The 19950-nt window shown below is 51.5% G+C and carries 18 protein-coding genes and 1 other RNA gene; 11 read left to right on the top strand and 8 right to left on the bottom strand.

Going from position 1 to position 19950, the window contains the following annotated elements; all coding sequences use genetic code 11:
* Positions 1 to 42: 42 nt before the first annotated feature.
* From NNO03_RS15030 to NNO03_RS15065, 8 genes are all read left to right on the top strand, one after another.
* Positions 43 to 1059, top strand: coding sequence for a hypothetical protein (locus tag NNO03_RS15030; RefSeq protein ID WP_271449876.1), 1017 nt, complete (start codon positions 43 to 45; stop codon positions 1057 to 1059).
* Between the two features lie 542 nt (positions 1060 to 1601).
* Entirely contained in the window at positions 1602 to 2621 is a 1020-nt protein-coding gene (gene epd / locus NNO03_RS15035; protein ID WP_271441207.1) for an erythrose-4-phosphate dehydrogenase, read from the top strand.
* Between the two features lie 48 nt (positions 2622 to 2669).
* On the top strand, positions 2670 to 3833 hold the full coding sequence (pgk, locus tag NNO03_RS15040; RefSeq protein WP_003027032.1) for a phosphoglycerate kinase: 1164 nt from the start codon (positions 2670 to 2672) through the stop codon (positions 3831 to 3833).
* Between the two features lie 97 nt (positions 3834 to 3930).
* Entirely contained in the window at positions 3931 to 5010 is a 1080-nt protein-coding gene (gene fbaA / locus NNO03_RS15045) for a class II fructose-bisphosphate aldolase (RefSeq protein ID WP_003027029.1), read from the top strand.
* Positions 5011 to 5201: 191 nt separating this feature from the next.
* Positions 5202 to 6062, top strand: a complete 861-nt coding sequence (locus NNO03_RS15050) for a small-conductance mechanosensitive channel MscS (RefSeq protein WP_271449877.1) — start codon at positions 5202 to 5204, stop codon at positions 6060 to 6062.
* Between the two features lie 209 nt (positions 6063 to 6271).
* Positions 6272 to 6907: an arginine exporter ArgO gene (gene argO / locus NNO03_RS15055; RefSeq protein WP_032940461.1), complete on the top strand. Its 636-nt coding sequence runs from the start codon at positions 6272 to 6274 to the stop codon at positions 6905 to 6907.
* 90 nt (positions 6908 to 6997) lie between these two features.
* Entirely contained in the window at positions 6998 to 7744 is a 747-nt protein-coding gene (locus NNO03_RS15060) for an oxidative stress defense protein (RefSeq protein WP_271441208.1), read from the top strand.
* Between the two features lie 121 nt (positions 7745 to 7865).
* A complete protein-coding gene (locus tag NNO03_RS15065) occupies positions 7866 to 8762 on the top strand; it encodes a LysR family transcriptional regulator (protein WP_271449878.1) in 897 nt (298 codons plus the stop codon).
* Here the strand turns inward: NNO03_RS15065 and NNO03_RS15070 are convergent.
* The 5 genes from NNO03_RS15070 to argP form a co-directional block, all read right to left on the bottom strand.
* Positions 8759 to 10225: an acetyl-CoA hydrolase/transferase family protein gene (locus tag NNO03_RS15070; protein ID WP_271449879.1), complete on the bottom strand. Its 1467-nt coding sequence runs from the start codon at positions 10223 to 10225 to the stop codon at positions 8759 to 8761. The two genes, NNO03_RS15065 and NNO03_RS15070, sit on opposite strands and share 4 nt — an antisense overlap.
* Positions 10226 to 10250: 25 nt before the next feature.
* Complete coding sequence (scpB, locus tag NNO03_RS15075; protein WP_137382640.1) at positions 10251 to 11036, bottom strand: methylmalonyl-CoA decarboxylase; 786 nt, start codon at positions 11034 to 11036, stop codon at positions 10251 to 10253.
* A gap of 10 nt (positions 11037 to 11046) precedes the next feature.
* Positions 11047 to 12042 (bottom strand): methylmalonyl Co-A mutase-associated GTPase MeaB, encoded by a 996-nt coding sequence (gene meaB / locus NNO03_RS15080; RefSeq protein WP_271449880.1) that lies wholly within the window; start codon positions 12040 to 12042, stop codon positions 11047 to 11049.
* Positions 12035 to 14179: a methylmalonyl-CoA mutase gene (gene scpA, locus NNO03_RS15085; RefSeq protein WP_271449881.1), complete on the bottom strand. Its 2145-nt coding sequence runs from the start codon at positions 14177 to 14179 to the stop codon at positions 12035 to 12037. The genes meaB and scpA overlap by 8 nt, the downstream gene beginning before the upstream one ends.
* Before the next feature lie 231 nt (positions 14180 to 14410).
* Complete coding sequence (gene argP / locus NNO03_RS15090; RefSeq protein ID WP_032940465.1) at positions 14411 to 15304, bottom strand: DNA-binding transcriptional regulator ArgP; 894 nt, start codon at positions 15302 to 15304, stop codon at positions 14411 to 14413.
* A 170-nt stretch (positions 15305 to 15474) separates the two neighbouring features.
* On the opposite strand from argP, the gene rpiA reads away from it, so the two are divergent.
* Entirely contained in the window at positions 15475 to 16134 is a 660-nt protein-coding gene (gene rpiA / locus NNO03_RS15095) for a ribose-5-phosphate isomerase RpiA (protein ID WP_003026986.1), read from the top strand.
* Positions 16135 to 16404: 270 nt separating this feature from the next.
* Entirely contained in the window at positions 16405 to 17637 is a 1233-nt protein-coding gene (gene serA / locus NNO03_RS15100) for a phosphoglycerate dehydrogenase (protein WP_137382644.1), read from the top strand.
* Between the two features lie 380 nt (positions 17638 to 18017).
* Here the strand turns inward: serA and NNO03_RS15105 are convergent, their stop codons facing one another.
* The 3 genes from NNO03_RS15105 to zapA all read right to left on the bottom strand — a co-directional run bounded on the left by NNO03_RS15105 (position 18018) and on the right by zapA (position 19188).
* A complete protein-coding gene (locus tag NNO03_RS15105) occupies positions 18018 to 18614 on the bottom strand; it encodes a 5-formyltetrahydrofolate cyclo-ligase (protein WP_271449882.1) in 597 nt (198 codons plus the stop codon).
* Between the two features lie 19 nt (positions 18615 to 18633).
* A non-coding RNA gene (gene ssrS, locus NNO03_RS15110) (6S RNA) lies at positions 18634 to 18817 on the bottom strand.
* A gap of 41 nt (positions 18818 to 18858) precedes the next feature.
* Positions 18859 to 19188 carry a cell division protein ZapA gene (gene zapA, locus NNO03_RS15115; protein ID WP_006686880.1) on the bottom strand — a complete coding sequence of 110 codons (330 nt, stop codon included), beginning with the start codon at positions 19186 to 19188 and terminating at the stop codon, positions 18859 to 18861.
* Positions 19189 to 19354: 166 nt separating this feature from the next.
* Between zapA and NNO03_RS15120 the strand changes: the two genes are divergently transcribed.
* Positions 19355 to 19933, top strand: coding sequence for a YecA family protein (locus NNO03_RS15120; protein WP_003026978.1), 579 nt, complete (start codon positions 19355 to 19357; stop codon positions 19931 to 19933).
* Positions 19934 to 19950 lie beyond the last annotated feature (17 nt).

Consider the following 19950-nt stretch of genomic DNA (forward strand, 5'->3'; position numbering starts at 1 on the left):
GTGTAGTATTCCATTTTCTAAATTTATTTTTAAAAGGAATTAATGATGTTACCATTTAGTAAGCTTGCATCATTCTTGCATATTCATCGACCTCATCATGATAGTAAAAATCATGGGGTAAAAAAAGAATTTGCAGAAAATATTAATAACGTTAAAAACGTTGGGGCAGAACCAGGGAAAATTTCAAAGGGATCCAAATTCCTTAGTATGGGGTATATTGATTTTAACACAAAAACAAATATTAACAGCTATCAGAGTAAAAAAATCAATATAAATATAAATACGGAAGCCAAAGTTGCTGAGCGGCGGTCTGATTTGAGTGAGCAATTAAAGACGAATATCTCTGATGGTATTTTTTGTGCTTTTGTAGGTATCAAATCTGAGGACTCATTTGTTAAAAGTGGTTTTGACGAGGGCGATTATAGCAAGACTTTTGTTAGTGATATTCGTGGTGGCTCAGTATTTGATAAGACAGCTAACAGGAAAAGTGGATATATATTGAATGATGAAGCGCTCAATAAAGAAAATAGCGAAAAAATTGAGAGTATTAGTGCAGATATTAATGTGAGAAGATTGGTAACCAGTATGTCTCATCAGGCTATGCCAGCGACACTTGGTGCTGTTCATGGCTTTGTTGATGGTTATAATATTGAGGGCGCTACTGAATTTGTAACAGATATTCACAATGATAATGATAAAATAACTATTTCATATGAGAATTCAGCAAGTTTAAAGAATTTCATGTTTATCTCTGAAGATAAAAGTAAAGAGTTAAAGGGGGTTGAGGTTGTCAATGGTTTTTGCAACAAGGGAGCAACGGTAAGCAGAAAAGCCAATCTTAGTTTTAATATAAATGCTCTGAAAACCATTGCTGAGAAAGATGAATTTAAAAAGCTACAGAGTGAACGCTTACCAGGTTATGACAAGAACGCACTTATTCAAATAAAGAAAGATTATTCAGGATTATACGCGGACATTATGAAATGTGTTACAGTTGATTATGAATCTGCGAAAGTTGACTTTCCTAAGGGAGTTTATATAAAAGATAACCTGCTATAATAGATAAGGATGAAGCTATTATAAAGGCACTGCTGAATCATATTTAGTAGTGTCTTGTCTATTTTTTATCAATCTTCAACCAACTCCTGTGGAGGTGGTGAACGTTCATTATTGCTTTCATTAGCATCTCGCATGGCCCCGAAGTACTGATACAAAATGCCTAAAGATAAGCTCGGAAAAGAGCTTTACCGCAATATGTTTTGAAGGACCAGTAAAATGCTGTGCCTGTTCAACGGTTGCTGTTTGACATTAGAACTGAAAGTGTCCAGTTCAGTTAAACTATGAACTTATTCCTGCTTTCTGGATTAAAATTCCCATTGCGAGCATGAAAATGTGACGCAAGTCAGATAATTGTGTTCTGTTGCTGGACAATCATTCCTTTTATTCCTTGTTTCGCTTATTCTAGCTGAAGCGTTTCAGTCGATTAAATGTTCGACAATTAATCAATTAGTCGCAGTTTGCGACAGGTAAGGTTTCCCTGAGCGGTTTGCTGCATTACTCTGTCAGCCACATCGTTTCTGAGAAATCCTTGCAGGAGACCTATGACCGTACGCGTAGCGATTAATGGTTTCGGTCGCATCGGACGTAACGTGGTTCGTGCTTTGTATGAATCCGGGCGTCGGGCGGAAATCACCGTGGTGGCTATCAACGAACTGGCGGATGCCGCAGGCATGGCGCATTTGTTGAAATATGACACCAGCCATGGGCGTTTTGCCTGGGATGTTCGTCAGGAACGTGACCAGCTCATCGTTGGCGATGACGCGATTCGCATTCTGCATGAGCGAACCCTTGATGCGCTTCCGTGGCGTGAATTGGGCGTCGACGTTGTGCTGGACTGCACAGGTGTCTTCGGCAACCGCGAACACGGCGAGGCGCACATTGCCGCTGGTGCTAAAAAAGTGCTCTTTTCACATCCTGGCAGTCACGACATCGACGCAACCGTTGTGTTTGGCGTTAACCAGGATCAACTGCGCGCTGAGCACCGGATCGTCTCCAACGCCTCCTGCACCACGAATTGTATAATTCCCGTCATTAAATTGCTGGATGATGCTTACGGCATCGAGTCTGGTACCGTCACGACGATCCACTCCGCGATGCACGATCAGCAGGTTATTGATGCTTATCATCCTGACCTGCGCCGCACGCGAGCGGCTAGCCAGTCGATCATCCCGGTTGATACCAAACTGGCGGCGGGTATCACACGAATTTTTCCGCAATTTAACGATCGTTTTGAAGCGATTGCGGTGCGTGTACCGACCATTAATGTGACGGCGATCGACTTAAGCGTGACGGTGAAAAAACCGGTAAAAGCCAGTGAAGTCAACCAGTTGCTGCAAAAAGCAGCACAAGGTGCATTTCATGGTATAGTTGACTATACGGAATTACCGTTGGTCTCTGTAGATTTTAACCACGACCCGCACAGCGCCATCGTTGATGGTACGCAAACGCGCGTGAGTGGCGCTCACCTGATCAAGACCCTGGTCTGGTGCGATAATGAATGGGGCTTTGCTAACCGTATGCTCGACACAACGTTAGCGATGGCTGCTATTGGTTTCAGGTAAGGCGCGTGAGCGCTTGCAAAACTTTAAGAATCAACGAGAGGATTCACCATGTCTGTAATTAAGATGACCGATCTGGATCTTGCTGGTAAACGTGTTTTTATCCGTGCGGATCTGAACGTACCAGTTAAAGAAGGGAAAGTAACCAGCGATGCGCGTATTCGTGCCTCTCTGCCAACCATCGAGCTGGCACTGAAGCAGGGCGCAAAAGTGATGGTAACTTCCCACCTGGGTCGTCCTACCGAAGGCGAGTACAACGAAGAATTCTCTCTGCTGCCGGTTGTTAACTACCTGAAAGACAAACTGTCTGCTCCGGTTCGCCTGGTAAAAGATTACCTGGACGGCGTTGAAGTCGCTGCCGGTGAACTGGTTGTTCTGGAAAACGTTCGCTTCAACAAAGGCGAGAAGAAAGACGACGAAGCGCTGTCCAAAAAATATGCCGCACTGTGCGATGTATTCGTAATGGACGCTTTCGGCACGGCTCACCGTGCACAGGCTTCCACTCATGGTATCGGTAAATTCGCTGATGTAGCGTGTGCGGGTCCGCTGTTGGCAGCTGAGCTGGATGCACTGGGTAAAGCACTGAAAGAACCTGCTCGTCCGATGGTGGCTATTGTTGGTGGTTCTAAAGTCTCTACCAAACTGACTGTTCTGGACTCCCTGTCTAAAATCGCCGACCAGTTGATCGTAGGCGGTGGTATCGCGAACACCTTCGTTGCCGCTCAAGGCCACAACGTGGGTAAATCCCTGTACGAAGCTGACCTGGTTGATGAAGCTAAGCGTCTGCTGACCACTTGTGACATCCCGGTTCCGACTGACGTTCGCGTAGCGACTGAATTCTCTGAAACTGCACCGGCTACGCTGAAATCCGTTAGCGATGTGAAAGAAGACGAGCAAATTCTGGATATCGGCGACGCTTCTGCACAGCAACTGGCTGACATCCTGAAGAATGCGAAAACCATTCTGTGGAACGGCCCGGTTGGTGTGTTTGAATTCCCGAACTTCCGCAAAGGTACTGAAATCGTTGCTAACGCGATCGCAGACAGCGAAGCGTTCTCTATCGCAGGCGGCGGTGACACCCTGGCAGCAATCGACCTGTTCGGTATTGCTGACAAAATCTCCTACATCTCTACTGGCGGCGGCGCATTCCTCGAATTCGTGGAAGGCAAAGTCCTGCCAGCAGTAGCGATGCTCGAAGAGCGCGCTAAGAAGTAATTCAGTTCAGGCGGGGTGACCCGCCTGTTTTTAAGCGCGCTTAAACGCTCGCGAACCTTCTTCAACGGTCGAAGATACAGATACAGGACTACGTAACATGTCTAAAATTTTTGATTTCGTAAAACCGGGCGTCATCACTGGCGACGACGTTCAGAAAGTTTTCCAGGTAGCTAAAGAAAACAACTTTGCTCTGCCAGCTGTTAACTGCGTTGGTACCGACTCCATTAACGCCGTTCTGGAAACCGCTGCAAAAGTTAAAGCGCCGGTAATCGTTCAGTTCTCCAACGGTGGTGCTTCTTTCATCGCGGGTAAAGGCGTGAAGTCCGACGTTCCTCAGGGCGCTGCAATCCTGGGTGCTATCTCTGGCGCACATCACGTTCACCAGATGGCTGAACACTACGGTGTTCCGGTTATCCTGCACACTGACCACTGCGCGAAGAAACTGCTGCCGTGGATCGACGGTCTGCTGGACGCGGGTGAAAAACACTTCGCAGCAACCGGCAAACCGCTGTTCTCTTCTCACATGATCGACCTGTCTGAAGAGTCTCTGGAAGAGAATATCGAAATCTGCTCCAAATATCTGGCGCGTATGTCCAAAATGGGCATGACTCTGGAAATCGAACTGGGTTGCACCGGTGGTGAAGAAGACGGCGTGGACAACAGCCACATGGACGCTTCTGCCCTGTACACCCAGCCGGAAGACGTTGATTATGCGTACACCGAGCTGAGCAAAATCAGCCCGCGTTTCACCATCGCTGCTTCCTTCGGTAACGTACACGGCGTGTACAAGCCAGGCAACGTGGTTCTGACTCCGACCATCCTGCGCGATTCTCAGGACTATGTTTCTAAGAAACATAACCTGCCGCACAACAGCCTGAACTTCGTGTTCCACGGCGGTTCCGGTTCTACTGCTCAGGAAATCAAAGACTCCGTAAGCTACGGCGTAGTGAAAATGAACATCGATACCGATACCCAATGGGCTACCTGGGAAGGCGTTCTGAACTACTACAAAGCCAACGAAGCTTACCTGCAGGGTCAGCTGGGCAACCCGAAAGGCGAAGATCAGCCGAACAAGAAATACTACGATCCGCGCGTATGGCTGCGTGCTGGTCAGGCAACCATGATCACCCGTCTGGAACAGGCTTTCAAAGAACTGAACGCGGTTGACGTGCTGTAATTTACGCCGTTCTACGTGACATGAGGCCCGCAAATGCGGGCCTTTTTTATTGCCATGACAATGTGCTGCTGACAGAGAATTCTGTGATCTGTTTGGCAAAATTCGGGTTTATTGTTTACCCTTGTCAGGTTGCCCGCCCCGGTGGGGTGGCTTTATTTCTCCCGTTTGGGTAAGCAAAAAAGGAATAGTAAATGGAAGATTTGAATGTTGTCGACAGCATAAATGGTGCGGGCACCTGGCTGGTCCGCAACCAGGAACTGCTGTTGAGTTATGCCGTCAACATCGTTGCGGCCATCGCCATTGTTATTATCGGTATGATTGTGGCGCGTATCGTATCGAACACGGTTAACCGTCTGATGGTGGCGCGTAAGATTGATGCGACCGTAGCCGACTTCCTCTCTGCGCTGGTGCGCTACGGGATCATTGCGTTCACGCTGATTGCCGCCCTCGGACGCGTTGGGGTGCAGACGGCTTCGGTGATTGCCGTTCTCGGTGCGGCAGGTTTAGCCGTTGGTCTGGCATTACAAGGTTCATTGTCGAACCTTGCCGCTGGCGTACTGCTGGTGATGTTCCGCCCGTTCCGTGCGAGTGAGTATGTTGACCTCGGCGGCGTAGCCGGAACCGTGCTTAACGTGCAGATATTCTCCACTACCATGCGTACCGTGGATGGCAAGATTGTTGTGATCCCAAACGGTAAAATCATCGCCGGGAATATCATCAACTTCTCTCGTGAACCGGTTCGCCGTAACGAATTTATTATCGGTGTAGCCTACGATTCCGATATCGATCAGGTGAAGAAAATCCTTACCGATATCATCCAGTCTGATGATCGTATCCTGAAAGATCGAGAAATGACGGTGCGTCTGAATGAACTGGGGGCTTCCTCCATTAACTTTGTGGTACGTGTCTGGAGTAACAGCGGCGACCTGCAAAGTGTCTACTGGGATGTGCTGGAGCGTATTAAACGTGAGTTCGATGCCAACGGTATCAACTTCCCATATCCGCAGATGGATGTGAATTTTAAGCGCGTGAAAGAGCGCGCGGCCGAGTAATCTTTTCCGTACTACGGTGCCGGATGGCGCTTCGCTTATCCGGCCTATTCAGATTTCTATACTGTAGGCCGGATCAGGCACAAGCCGCCATCCGGCATTTTCTCCCCAGGTATTAATTCCTCTTATCCCTGATTAATATTATCAATTTCCGCTAATGATTTTCCCGCGCTATAGTCTGCGCTTAAGAGAAATAGCTCGGGATAAAAAACGTGATATCTTATTATTTTCAAGGTCTTGCGCTTGGCGCAGCCATGATCCTTCCACTTGGACCGCAGAACGCTTTTGTGATGAATCAGGGTATTCGTCGCCAGTATCACATCATGATTGCCTTACTTTGCGCCATCAGTGACTTAGTGCTTATCTGTGCCGGTATCTTTGGTGGTAGTGCCTTGTTGATGCAGTCGCCGTGGTTGATGGCGCTGGTGACCTGGGGCGGGGTGGCGTTTTTACTCTGGTATGGCTTTGGTGCGTTAAAAACGGCGATGAGCAGCAACCTGGAGCTGGCCAGTGCCGAGGTGATGAAGCAGGGCCGCTGGAAAATCATCGCCACCATGCTAGCGGTAACCTGGTTAAACCCACATGTCTATTTGGATACTTTTGTCGTGCTGGGCAGCCTTGGCGGCCAGCTGGATGTGGAACCTAAGCGCTGGTTTGCACTGGGAACCGTCAGCGCGTCGTTCCTGTGGTTCTTTGGTCTGGCACTGCTGGCGGCCTGGCTGGCCCCGCGTCTGCGTACTGCTAAAGCCCAGCGCATTATCAACACGCTGGTAGGATTAGTGATGTGGTTTATCGCTTTTCAGCTGGCAAAAGAAGGTGTTGCGCACGTTCATGCGCTGTTCAACTAAGTGTTGTCTGATGGACAACGTGGCGAGATCGGCTAAGCTTGCCTGCATGCGCCCTGAGTTTAGGGGTATATGTAACATGGAGGAACGACAGTGAAGTTCAAAGTCATCGCCCTGGCGGCATTAGTCGGATTCAGCGCACTATCGGTACAGGCAAACGAATTGCCCAATGGACCGCACATCGTGACTTCCGGAACGGCAAGCGTCGATGCGACACCTGATATTGCCACTCTGGCAATTGAAGTGAACGTAGCGGCCAAGGATGCAGCATCTGCGAAAAAGCAAGCCGACGAGCGTGTGGCGCAGTATCTTTCCTTCCTTGAGCAAAACCAGATAGCGAAGAAAGATATTAGCGCCGCCAATCTGCGTACACAGCCGGACTACGACTACCAGAATGGTAAAAGCGTACTGAAAGGCTACCGTGCGGTACGTACTGTTGAGGTTACGCTGCGTCAGTTGGATAAGCTGAACGCCCTGTTGGATGGCGCGCTGAAAGCGGGTCTGAATGAGATCCGCTCGGTATCGCTGGGTGTGGCTCAGCCAGATACCTACAAAGACAAGGCGCGTAAAGCCGCAATTGATGATGCCATTCATCAGGCTGAACAGCTGGCTGCGGGCTTCAATAGCAAACTTGGCCCGGTGTACAGTGTGCGCTACCACGTTTCCAATTATCAGCCGAGCCCAATGGTACGGATGATGAAGGCAGACGCGGCACCTGCTGCATCGGCTCAGGAAACCTACGAACAGCCGGTCATTCAGTTTGACGATCAGGTTGATGTGGTCTTCCAGATCGAACCCGCAGCGGGTCAGCCAGCAGCAGCGCCTGCCAAAACGCAGTAATCTTTTCAGACCCGGCTTATCCGCCGGGTTTTTTCTGTGAACAACTGTAAAAATGCGACCGCGTCGCGAGTCTTTTTTTTGTCTTGATGAGGATATGCCGTAGTGATTTTATGAGGTGACTATGGATATTTTTATCTCGAAAAAGATGCGCAATTTTATTCTGCTGGCGCAAACGAATAACATCGCTAGAGCGGCAGAAAAAATACACATGACCGCATCGCCGTTTGGCAAAAGCATTGCTGCACTGGAAGATCAAATCGGCTATACGCTGTTTACCCGTAAAGATAACAACATCAGTCTGAACAAAGCCGGTCAGGAGCTGTATCAGAAATTATTTCCCGTCTATCAGCGGCTATCTGCTATTGATAACGAAATCCATAATGCCTCTCGTCGCTCGCGGGAAATCGTCATCGGCATCGACAACACCTACCCAACCATTATTTTTGACCAGCTGATTAGCCTTGGCGATAAGTACGATGGTATCAGCGCCCAGGCTGTCGAGTTCAGTGAAAATGGGGTGATTGATAATCTGTTCGACCGACAACTTGATTTTATTATCTCGCCGCAACATGTGTCTCCCCGGGTGCAAGAGCTGGATAATCTGGCAGTAAGTGAATTACCGCCGTTACGCCTGGGGTTTCTGGTATCCCGGCGTTACGAAGAAAAACAACCACAGGATTTGCTGCGTGAGCTGCCCTGGCTGCAAATGCGCTTCCAGAATCGCGCCAACTTTGAGGCGATGCTGGATGCTTACATGCGTCCCTGTGGGGTCAATCCGACGATTATCTATCGCCCGTACAGCTTTATGGCCAAGATCAGCGCCGTGGAGCGGGGGCAGTTTCTGACGGTCATCCCGCATTTTGCCTGGCGACTGGTGAACCCGTCGACGCTGAAATATTTCGATGCGCCCGGCAGTCCCATGTATATGCAGGAGTTTCTGTATTCGCTGAAAAACCATCGCTACACCGCCACAATGCTGCAGCATATTGCTGAGGATCGTGACGGTACTGCAACTTAACCCAGCATGGAACCGGTCTCGATAAGATTGCGATGCAGATCAAAGGCATGACTGAGATCGTGATGAATATGCCCGCCGGGCGCTTTTTCCAGATAGTGGTGCAGGTAGTCCCGGTACAGGGGATGAGCACAGTTGTCGATGATGGTATGTGCCCGTTGCAGAGGAGATAACCCGCGCAGATCGGCAATACCCTGTTCAGTGATGATCACTTTCACACTATGCTCGCTGTGATCGACATGGCTGCACATCGGCACAATAGTGGATATTTTCCCGCCTTTGGCGATCGACGGAGCCATAAAGATCGACAGATAGGCGTTACGTTCGAAATCGCCGCTGCCGCCAATACCGTTCATCAGATTGACCCCCGCGACATGCGTGGAGTTAGCATGACCATAAATATCAAACTCCAGGCCGACATTAAGCGCAATAACCCCCAGACGACGGATGATCTCCGGATTGTTGGAGATCTCCTGCGGGCGCAACACAATCCGGCTGGTGAAGAAATCCATGTTGTTGTAGATTTTTTGCAGCGATGGGGCGGAAATGGTCAGACTCGAGGCGCTGGCGCCGGTTACTTTCCCTGTTTCCAGCAGATGCACCACCGATTCCTGCAGCACCTCCGAATACATCATAAAGGGCGGAATATCCGGGTTCTCACCCAGTCGCGCCATCACTGCGTTATTGATATTGCCAACGCCACTCTGAAGGGGCAAAAACTCAGGTGGAATTCGCTTGTGCGCCATTTCTGCCAGCAGAAAGGTGACCACGTTATCGGCTATTTGTTGGCTGACCGGGTTGGTTTTATCTGACGCATTACCGGCATCTGGCAGTTCGGTATCCACTATCGCAACGACCTTTTTCGGGTCTATCTGCACGCACTGTGTCCCGACACGATCCATGGTATGAAAAATGGGCACGCTGTTCCGCCGTGGTGGTGCGCCTGGAATAACAATGTCGGCAAGCTCTGCTACGCGCGGGTTATGGTAGTGGTTCAGTTCGATTACCACTTTTTTTGCCCGCAGCAGCCAGGTTGGCGCATTGCCTATCCCGCTTGTGAGCCAAATCCGTCCATCTGGCGCGATGGCTGAAGCTTCAATAACGGCAATATCGATCTCGCCAAAAAAACCGTAATTGACCATCTGCGCAACCTCACTCAGATGGAGATCGACAAATCTCACCTGGCCCTGGTTAATTTTCTCGCGCAGGCCGGAGGAGGTTTGATAAGGCGCACGCCAGGAAACGGCATCTGCCTCTGATAATGCATCGTCAGCGGCAGCGCCGATTGACGCCCCAGTCAGCAAGCGAATCTGAAAGGGTTGCCCGGCCTGATGCTGTTCGCAGGCGCGTCGGGCAAGCGCTGTCGGCAATGCTTTTGGTGAGCCTGCTGGTGTGAATCCGCTAAATGCCACCATATCATCGTGTTGGATAATTTCTGCCGCTTCTTCAGCGCTCATCCGTTTCATGGCTCTCTCCTTTCTCTGACCGCAATTAGTGGCCGACAAAATTCGGTTTACGTTTTTCCATAAACGCATTCATCCCTTCCTGATAATCTTCGCTGTCGTACACCGCGCGACGCATACCCTGAATACGCTCGAACTCGTCGGAATTCATGGTGTGTGCTTCACCCAGCACGCGTAGCTCTTCTTTGATAACGGCGATCGCCAGCGGCGCTTTTTCTGAGATGTGGTGCGCCATTTGCAAAGTGAAATCTTCCAGTTCGTCGACAGGGACGACATGGTTAAGGATCCCAACGGCCATGGCGCGTTGTGCTGTAATGGGCGAGGCGGTAAAAATCAGCTCTTTCACGATGTGAAAGCCTGCATCACGGGTCAGGTTGTGGATGCCCACCAGGTTATAGGGCACACCAAGGTTGACTGGCGTCATCGAAAAGGTGGACGTTTCAGCGGAGATAATCAGATCGGAGCTCATGATCATTTCAAATGCACCACCCCAGACGCTGCCTTCAACCATGGAGATCACGGGTTTCGGATATTTTTGGATCATGCGGGTTATCTGACGCAGCGGATCGTCATAGGAGAGGGGATCGCGACGTCCGGTGGGGAGTTCATGAATGTCATGCCCGGCAGAGAACACTTTTGCCCCGCTTGGTGCGCGCAGAATAATGCAGCGAATTTCCGGGCGATTGAGATCGCTCAGCGCCTGTATCAGATCGTCGATAAATACTTTGCTCAGGGCATTGAGCTTGCGGGCATAGTTGAATTCAATGACCGCGACTTTCTGGATGATGACAACGTTGACGTATTGATAAGACATAATGTTCTCTTTATTCAAAGTAATGATGCTGGATAAATTCGCTGATGTGTCGCAGCCCGGTGCGCGGCGAAAGATCATTGTTTTTCACGGACTGTAGCGTTTGCTGGAAGTAGTGGTCGAAGTCCGCACAGGCAAACAGCAGATGCAGCGCTTCTTCTTCAGCTTGTTTCTGTATCCACTCAACTGCCTGTTGTTGACGCACTTTTTCCAGCCGACCGCTGGTGGTAAGACGCGTTTTGAAGTCGGTTATCGTCTGCCAGATTTCCTCGATGCCTCGCTTTTCCAGCGCACTACAGGTCAGAACCTGCGGCTGCCACTCGTCATACTTGCGGCGCAGAATATGCAGGGCGGATTGATACATGTGGCGGGTAATGGCGACGTTGCTGCGGTTATCACCATCATCTTTGTTGATTACGATCAGGTCAGCCATCTCCATAATCCCTTTCTTGATGCCCTGTAGATCGTCACCGCCACCGGCAATCTGCAACGAGATAAAACAATCAACCATCCGGGCCACTTCGGTTTCGGACTGCCCGACACCGACGGTTTCCACAATCACCACGTCAAAGCCCGCCGCTTCGCACAGTAGCATTAACTCACGCGCGCGCTGACTGGCACCGCCTAAATGCCCGCCGGAAGGCACCGGGCGAATGAACGCGGATTCTGCGCGAGCCAGCTCGGTCATCCTGGTTTTATCGCCAAGAATGCTGCCGCCGCTAACCGGGCTGCTGGGATCGACTGCAATAACTGCCACCCGTAATCCGTGGCGGATGAGCAGCATACCGAACGCTTCCAGAAAGGTACTTTTGCCCGCGCCTGGCGTACCGGTAATACCCAGACGCAGGGCATGACCGGTGAACGGCATAATGGCGTCCAGTAATTGCGTACTCAGGGACTGGTGGCGCGGGTGGCTACTTTCGACCAGCGTCATCGCCTGCGCGAGCGTGGCGCGCTCACCCAGGCGCAGGCGCCGGACGGTATCCTCAAGCGTGGCGGCGTTAATCATGATGTTGGCTAATGCGGGTTAACACATCGCGGACGCTATCGAGCATCGGCGTACCTGGGCCATAAATGGCAGCGACGCCACGCTCATGCAGGAAGGCGTAATCCTGCGGCGGGATAACCCCTCCCGCGACCACGCAAATATCTTCGCGCCCCCAGTTTTTGAGCGCGGTTACCAGTTCCGGGATTAGCGTTTTATGACCTGCTGCCAGTGATGATGCACCAATCACATGCACATCGTTTTCTACGGCCAGGCGGGCGATCTCTTCCGGTGTGGAGAACATCGGGCTGAGATCAACATCGAATCCGAGATCGGAGTAGGCGCTGGCGATCACCTTCGCGCCGCGATCGTGGCCGTCCTGGCCCATCTTGGCGATTAGAATGCGCGGGCGACGGCCATGCTCAGCCAGAAATTGCTCAGTTTGCGCAACGATAGCGTCAAACTCATCGGCGGATTTATCAGACTGGTGATAGCTTTGCGCAATCACGCCGGTAACGCACTGGCTGGGAACCAGATAGCGGTCAAAGGCAACCTCCAGTGCGTCGGAGATTTCACCCAGCGTGGCGCGAACACGGGCGGCGTTAATCGCCGCGGCCAACAGGTTTTCATTGTGCTGTGCGGCGTGGGTCAGCGCTGACAGTGCAGTTTTGACGGCATCATTGTCACGCGTTGCGCGGATATGCTGCAACGAAGCAATCTGCTCGTTACGCACCTTCACGTTGTCGATCTCCAGCACCGACGTCTCGTCTTCTTTATCCAGCTTGTACTTGTTCACGCCAACGATGACGCGCTTGCCCTGGTCGATCAGCGATTGTTCACGTGCCGAGGCTTCTTCGATCATCCGTTTCGGCAACCCGGCTTCGATCGCTTTCGCCATGCCGCCGACTTCATCGATCTGTTTGATGATCGTGCGTGCCTGCTTAACGATGTGATCGGTGAGCGATTCGACGTAATACGATCCGGCCAGCGGATCGACGGTGCGGCAGATCTCCGATTCTTCCTGAATGATGATCTGCGTATTGCGCGCAATGCGCGCGGAGAAATCCGTCGGCAGACCGAGCGCTTCATCAAAGGCGTTGGTATGCAAAGACTGCGTACCGCCGAGTGTGGCACCGAGTGCTTCGATGGTGGTGCGAATGACGTTGTTGTAGGGGTCCTGCTCGGTCAGGCTCCAGCCGGATGTCTGACAGTGGGTGCGCAGGGCTAAGGATTTCGGGTTGGTCGCGCCAAAACTGCTGACCGCTTCGCTCCACAAATAACGCGCTGCGCGCAACATGGCGACGTTCATGAACAGATCCATGCCGATACCGAAGAAGAATGACAGGCGCGGGGCAAAGTCATCAATTTTCAATCCTGCAGAGAGTGCGGCTTTGATGTATTCAATACCGTCAGCCAGCGTAAATGCCACCTGCTGCACGCAGTTCGCGCCGGCTTCGCCCATGTGGTAGCCGCTGATACTGATGGTATTAAAGCGTGGCATGTTGCCAGAACACCAGGCGATGATGTCGGCGATAATGCGCATTGAGGGCTTCGGCGGGTAAATGTAGGTGTTACGACACAGATATTCTTTCAGTATGTCGTTCTGAATCGTGCCGGTGAGTTGTTCCGGCGTCACGCCTTGCTCCTGCGCCGCCACAATATAAAACGCCAACACGGGCAGGACTGCACCATTCATGGTCATTGAGACTGACATTTTATCCAGCGGGATCTGGTCGAACAGTATCTTCATATCTTCGACGGTATCGATCGCTACGCCCGCTTTGCCGACGTCACCCGCCACGCGAGGATTATCAGAGTCATAGCCACGATGAGTGGCAAGATCAAACGCGACGGAGAGCCCCTTTTGTCCGGCAGCGAGGTTGCGGCGATAAAACGCATTCGACTCTTTAGCAGTTGAGAAACCGGCGTACTGGCGAATGGTCCACGGCTGCGCGGTATACATGGTGGCGCGTGGGCCGCGCACGTAAGGCGGCAGGCCGGGGAGAGTACCTGTTACTTCCAGATTATCGAGATCGGCCTCGGTATACAGCGGCTTGATGGCAATCCCTTCCGCCGTTTGTCTTTCCAGAGATTCGACGGTTTTTTCCCGGCGACTGAGTTCTTTATTGGCGAGTGTTTGCCACTCCTGTACGTTTGCCATTTTTTGCTCCGTATTACGCAATAAGTTGAATCTTTACGAATACGGTGAGCTTTTTCAGTCAGCTTGTCGCCAGCAAAAAATAGCCAACAGGGCGTCGTTTTTTGCCGCATGGTGTGTTTGGTTTTGTGATGTATTTCAAAGACGTGGTATGAATAACATGAAAAAGCGGTAAGAGGGGGAGGCCGGATAAGGCGTTACGCCGCCATCCGGCACTCAGAGGCTATAAACAGTTTAATCCTGGCGCAGCACGTTGTGACCGTAAGCCAGCAGAGCGTCGGTGACGTTGCGCATCATGCGGCTTTCCGGTGCAAAGCGATGCCAGTAGAGCATCCGGCGCTGGAACAGTCCTGGCGTTAAGTCGATAAGCTCACCGCTTTCTAGCTCTTTTTCAATTTGCAGGTGAGGGATCATACAACAGGTCGTGCCCTGACGCGCCAGCTGAACGAAGGCTTCGGATGAGTTAACGATGTGGCATGGCACACTACCCGGCGGCAAATCGAAGTTCTGCTGCAGGAAGGCCTGATGCATATCGTCGAGGTGGTCAAAAGCCACCGCTGGTGCTTTCAGCAGGGCGGAGCGGGTAACACCATTTGGGAAGTAGCGTTCGGCAAACGCTTTGGAGCCAACAAAAAGATAGTCGAGCGCACCGAGCTTATCCACCAGGCAGCTTGGCAGCGCCTGATGCTGGATACTCACCGCACCCACAACTTCACCCCGGCGCAGACGTTCCTGGGTCCGGGTTTCATCTTCAACCTGCAGGTTCAGACGAATCGGTGAATTGGCCAGTACCGGCGCCAGCGCCGGAAGTAACCAGGTTGCCAGGCTGTCGGCGTTCACTGCCAGAGAGAGCAGCAGTGGCGTGGATCCGGTTTGTTCATCACCCAGCCACTCATCTTCCAGCAGTTCAACCTGGCGCAACAGGGCCAGAAGTTTTTGTCCTTGTTCGGTAGGGCGCGGGGGGACGGTACGCACCAGCAGCGGTTGTCCGAACATATTCTCAAGCTGTTTTATGCGCTGTGAAACCGCGGATTGCGTGATGCACAGCTTTTGCGCCGCGCGCTCAAATCCTCGTTCACGAATAACCGCATCCAGTGCTTGTAGTGTTCTGTAGTCCGGACGTTTCATTGCTTTGGCGCACTCCTGAAATTTTTGCTTGTTCTGCACTATGACACAATTTTAGGTTGGGTAAAGACGAAATCCGCCGCCAGCTTGCGGGTGTGGGAACATTTTTCTGCACAATGTTCTATAATGCGCGTGAATTTTCCCACCATATTCACACCACAGGCGAAACGATCATGACGCAGGATGAACTGAAAAAAGCAGTAGGATGGGCGGCACTTCAGTATGTACAGCCCGGCACCATTGTGGGCGTAGGTACCGGTTCAACAGCCGCACACTTTATTGATGCGCTGGGCACAATGAAAGGTCAGATTGAAGGCGCAGTGTCCAGCTCGGACGCCTCGACTGAAAAACTGAAAAGCCTTGGTATCCACGTATTCGATCTTAACGAAGTGGACAGCCTCGGCGTATACGTTGATGGCGCGGATGAAATCAACGGCCATATGCAGATGATCAAAGGCGGCGGCGCAGCGCTGACGCGTGAAAAAATCATTGCTTCCGTGGCGAAGAAATTTATCTGCATCGCGGACGCGTCCAAAGAAGTCGATATTCTTGGCAACTTCCCGCTGCCGGTGGAAGTGATCCCAATGGCGCGTAGCGCAGTCGCACGTCAGCTGGTGAAGTTGGGCGGTCGTCCTGAATATCGTCAGGGCGTGGTCACTGACAATGGTAACGTGATCCTTGATGTGCACGGCCTGGAGATCCTTGACGCCGTGGCCATGGAAAACGCCATCAATGCGATTCCGGGCGTTGTAACCGTGGGTCTGTTCGCCAATCGTGGTGCCGATGTGGCGCTGATTGGCACACCGGACGGCGTGAAAACTATCGTAAAATGATCTGACGGGAGAGTCTTCTCCTGTTAAAAAAATTTTGGCAGGGCAAATTTGGTGACTTGTGTCACGTTTATAATATTGTCCTGCCGATCCCTCCAAAGAAAAAGTTATCGCCAGTATTTTCCTCTGACAATTCCCGCTGAATGACATTTCCTCAGCATGACGACGCAAACGTTCATATTGCCGCAATATTATTTTTTGATATGTTGAAGAGGAGGATGAAAATCCCACACACAACACATCAGTTTGAACAAAAAAAGACAGGGTCGGGAAATGGCAAAGGTATCACTGGAGAAAGATAAGATTAAATTTCTGCTGGTTGAAGGTGTGCACCAAAAAGCACTCGAAAACCTTCGTGCAGCAGGTTATACCAACATTGAGTTTCATAAAGGCGCTCTGGACACCGAACAGCTGAAAGAGTCCATCCGTGATGCCCACTTCATTGGCCTGCGATCCCGAACCCATCTGACTGAAGATGTGATTGACGCCGCAGAGAAACTGGTCGCGATTGGCTGCTTCTGCATTGGCACCAATCAGGTTGATCTGAGCGCGGCGGCAAAACGCGGGATCCCCGTGTTTAACGCGCCATTCTCTAACACACGTTCCGTTGCCGAACTGGTGATTGGCGAACTGCTACTACTGCTACGCGGCGTGCCGGAAGCGAACGCCAAAGCGCACCGCGGCGTGTGGAATAAACTGGCTACCGGCTCTTTTGAAGCGCGTGGCAAAAAACTGGGGATCATCGGCTACGGCCACATTGGTACTCAGTTGGGTATTCTGGCTGAATCGCTGGGGATGCACGTTTATTTCTATGATATTGAAAATAAACTGCCGCTGGGCAACGCCACGCAGGTACAGCATCTTTCCGACCTGCTGAATATGAGCGATGTGGTCAGCCTCCACGTGCCGGAAAACGCCTCCACCAAAAATCTGATGGGCGCGCATGAGATTGCGCTGATGAAACCAGGCGCACTGCTGATCAACGCTGCACGTGGAACGGTTGTCGATATTCCTGCGCTGTGTGATGCGCTGGCAACGAAACATCTGGCGGGAGCGGCCATCGACGTCTTCCCAACGGAGCCTGCATCTAACAGCGATCCGTTCACCTCGCCACTGTGTGATTTTGATAACGTGATCCTGACGCCGCATATCGGTGGTTCCACTCTGGAAGCGCAGGAAAACATCGGCCTGGAAGTGGCGGGTAAACTGACGAAGTATTCCGACAATGGCTCTACGCTGTCTGCCGTTAACTTCCCGGAAGTTTCGCTGCCGCTGCACGGTGGTCGTCGTCTGATGCACATTCACGAAAACCGCCCAGGCGTACTGACCGCGCTAAACCAGATTTTTGCCGAGCAGGGCGTCAACATTGCCGCGCAGTATCTGCAGACGTCCGCGCAGGTAGGTTACGTGGTTATCGATATTGAAGCGGATGAAGATGTGGCGGAGAAAGCGCTGCTGGCGATGAAAGCCCTGCCGGGAACCATTCGCGCTCGTCTGCTGTACTGATTTCCTCTACATGGGCAGGCGATGACCTGCCCATCTTTCCTCTGATTTCCCTGCCTCAAAATTTCTTTCTGTAACGCATACATTCTGTTTTCGAGCCTTGCCGCAATTGGCAACTAAAGGCAGTGCTGCGTGTTGTACAGCACTAAAAGGAATTTACGATAGAGGCTCAGCATCGCGCTGAAACGGGAAAGCCCCTACCGAAGCAGGGGCTCTAAAAAGGAAAGGGACGATGATGAGAGTCGTCATCATGCTGCTAATCCTGTTAATCATCGCTTGCCCAGCATATTAACAGAGAGTACGCAGGAGGGAGGTTCGCCTCCCTCACCCTTCACCGAGGAATTTAGGTCAAAAAAACGGCGCTGTCAATCGGCAAAAAACGGTTACCACGCCCAAATTTTGGACGGCGTTACCACCGCAGGCAGTGGGATATCCCACTCTTCGACAGGCAATTTTTCCACTCGCTGACAATCATGCGCGTAGCCTACGGGTTGGATCTGATGCTGCTGCCAGTTTTGTAGCGTCCGATCGTAAAAACCGCCGCCCATGCCCAGTCTTTGCCCGTCTTCATCAAACGCGACTAGCGGCGTAATTAGCACATCCAGCTGTGACAGCGGCAATACGTCGCGTACATCAAGGCGTGGTTCCTGGATCTTTAAGCGATTGGTGACCAGCTCACTCTGAGGATGATAGTGCAGGAACAGTAAATTACCGGGGCTGAAGGGATGAAGAACTGGGAGATAGACGCGCTTGCCAGCCCGCCAGAGCTGTTCGATCAACGGTTGGGTATCGAGTTCGCCATCAAAAGAAAGAAACACCGCCACGGTATGAGCGAGTACCACTGGGGGAAAACTCAGCATTCTGGTCGCGGCTTGCTGGCCGAAATGTCTTTGTTGATCAGGCGTTAATGCACGGCGGCGTTGCCGAATGAGTTGACGTATTTCTTGCCGGGATAAAGGAAGTTCAGAAAGTAGTGTCATGGCTGTTGCCAGGTAGAAGGGAATCTCCGAGATGCCGCCGCAGGCTGTAACCCTTGAACCCTTGGTTCAAGGTGAATGCGTCGTCACAGTTTTAAGGCTTCTCGGACGGGCCGAGCATGCTCACCAACCGTGGAGCGCCACATTCTTGTGGTATGAAATATCGGCTCAGGGGACTGGCCCGCTTGCAAACATCTCAGAGAAATTTTGTCTTCACGGTCACTCTACCACAGTAAACCGAAAAGTGTTATTCAAAGTTTTGGCCCGTTTTTTCGGTTATGCGACCCTGATCAAGCAACGCTTGTTCGATGGTCTGTTGTAGCATCCGAATACGTTGTTCCATGCTCGCCGCGTAATCACGCGTCTTCGCTTTTTCCTGAGTTAATTCATAGCTGATGTTCAACGCGGCGATGAAAACCAGCTGCTCAGTATTTGTGACTCTAGTGCGAACTTTCAGATCTTGCAATCGCTGATTCAGATCGTCCGCAGCCTGATTCAACGCATCCCTTTGTTCAGGCGGGCAATTCACTCGCAGTGAACGGCCAAATATTTGGATATCGACGGGTTGTGCAGACATGCCACCTTCCTGCTGATTGACTGCGCTGCCTTCGTCTCCAGACCGTGGGTCCGCGAAGGGGCGACACTATAGCTACCCTGGTATCAAGATACAAGCCCTTTTCTGGTCCACCAGGGTCCAAAGTGGTAGCATATCATGAATATCCTCCCTTTGATGACGAATGCTTATGTCTATACAGAACGAAATGCCTGGTTACAACGAAGTTAGCCAGTTTTTGAACCAACAAGGGGCCGGATTGACCCCCGCTGAAATGCACGGTTTGATCAGCGGGATGATTTGCGGTGGCAACAACGACAGCTCATGGCAGCCGCTGTTGCACGACCTGACGAACGAAGGTCTGGCTTTCGGTCACGAGCTGGCTCAGGCTCTGCTGAAAATGCACTCTGCCACCAGCGATGCGCTGGAAGATGATGGCTTCCTTTTTCAGCTTTATCTGCCTGAAGGCGATGACGTTAGCGTGTTCGATCGCGCCGATGCACTGGCTGGCTGGGTAAACCACTTTTTGCTGGGCCTCGGTGTGACACAACCGAAGCTCGATAAAGTGACAGGTGAAACCGGCGAAGCGATCGATGATCTGCGTAATATCGCCCAGTTGGGCTATGACGAAGACGAAGATCAGGAAGAGCTGGAAATGTCACTCGAAGAGATCATCGAATACGTGCGTGTTGCTGCATTGCTGTGCCATGACACATTCACGCGTCAGCAACCGACCGCACCGGAAGTCCGTAAACCGACTCTGCACTAAGAACAATTTCCATACAC

The sequence above is a fragment of the Citrobacter sp. Igbk 16 genome (genome assembly GCF_028069755.1).
GTDB lineage: Bacteria > Pseudomonadota > Gammaproteobacteria > Enterobacterales > Enterobacteriaceae > Citrobacter.

Bases quoted from the DNA above. Each gene is read 5' to 3' on its own strand.
- scpB (WP_137382640.1), bottom strand. From the start codon at position 11,036: ATGTCTTATCAATACGTCAACGTTGTCATCATCCAGAAAGTCGCGGTC.
- NNO03_RS15120 (WP_003026978.1), top strand. From the start codon at position 19,355: ATGTCTATACAGAACGAAATGCCTGGTTACAACGAAGTTAGCCAGTTT.
- pgk (WP_003027032.1), top strand. From the start codon at position 2,670: ATGTCTGTAATTAAGATGACCGATCTGGATCTTGCTGGTAAACGTGTT.
- serA (WP_137382644.1), top strand. From the start codon at position 16,405: ATGGCAAAGGTATCACTGGAGAAAGATAAGATTAAATTTCTGCTGGTT.
- NNO03_RS15050 (WP_271449877.1), top strand. From the start codon at position 5,202: ATGGAAGATTTGAATGTTGTCGACAGCATAAATGGTGCGGGCACCTGG.
- scpA (WP_271449881.1), bottom strand. From the start codon at position 14,179: ATGGCAAACGTACAGGAGTGGCAAACACTCGCCAATAAAGAACTCAGT.
- rpiA (WP_003026986.1), top strand. From the start codon at position 15,475: ATGACGCAGGATGAACTGAAAAAAGCAGTAGGATGGGCGGCACTTCAG.
- epd (WP_271441207.1), top strand. From the start codon at position 1,602: ATGACCGTACGCGTAGCGATTAATGGTTTCGGTCGCATCGGACGTAAC.
- NNO03_RS15070 (WP_271449879.1), bottom strand. From the start codon at position 10,225: ATGAAACGGATGAGCGCTGAAGAAGCGGCAGAAATTATCCAACACGAT.
- meaB (WP_271449880.1), bottom strand. From the start codon at position 12,042: ATGATTAACGCCGCCACGCTTGAGGATACCGTCCGGCGCCTGCGCCTG.
- zapA (WP_006686880.1), bottom strand. From the start codon at position 19,188: ATGTCTGCACAACCCGTCGATATCCAAATATTTGGCCGTTCACTGCGA.
- NNO03_RS15030 (WP_271449876.1), top strand. From the start codon at position 43: ATGATGTTACCATTTAGTAAGCTTGCATCATTCTTGCATATTCATCGA.
- fbaA (WP_003027029.1), top strand. From the start codon at position 3,931: ATGTCTAAAATTTTTGATTTCGTAAAACCGGGCGTCATCACTGGCGAC.
- NNO03_RS15065 (WP_271449878.1), top strand. From the start codon at position 7,866: ATGGATATTTTTATCTCGAAAAAGATGCGCAATTTTATTCTGCTGGCG.
- argP (WP_032940465.1), bottom strand. From the start codon at position 15,304: ATGAAACGTCCGGACTACAGAACACTACAAGCACTGGATGCGGTTATT.
- NNO03_RS15105 (WP_271449882.1), bottom strand. From the start codon at position 18,614: ATGACACTACTTTCTGAACTTCCTTTATCCCGGCAAGAAATACGTCAA.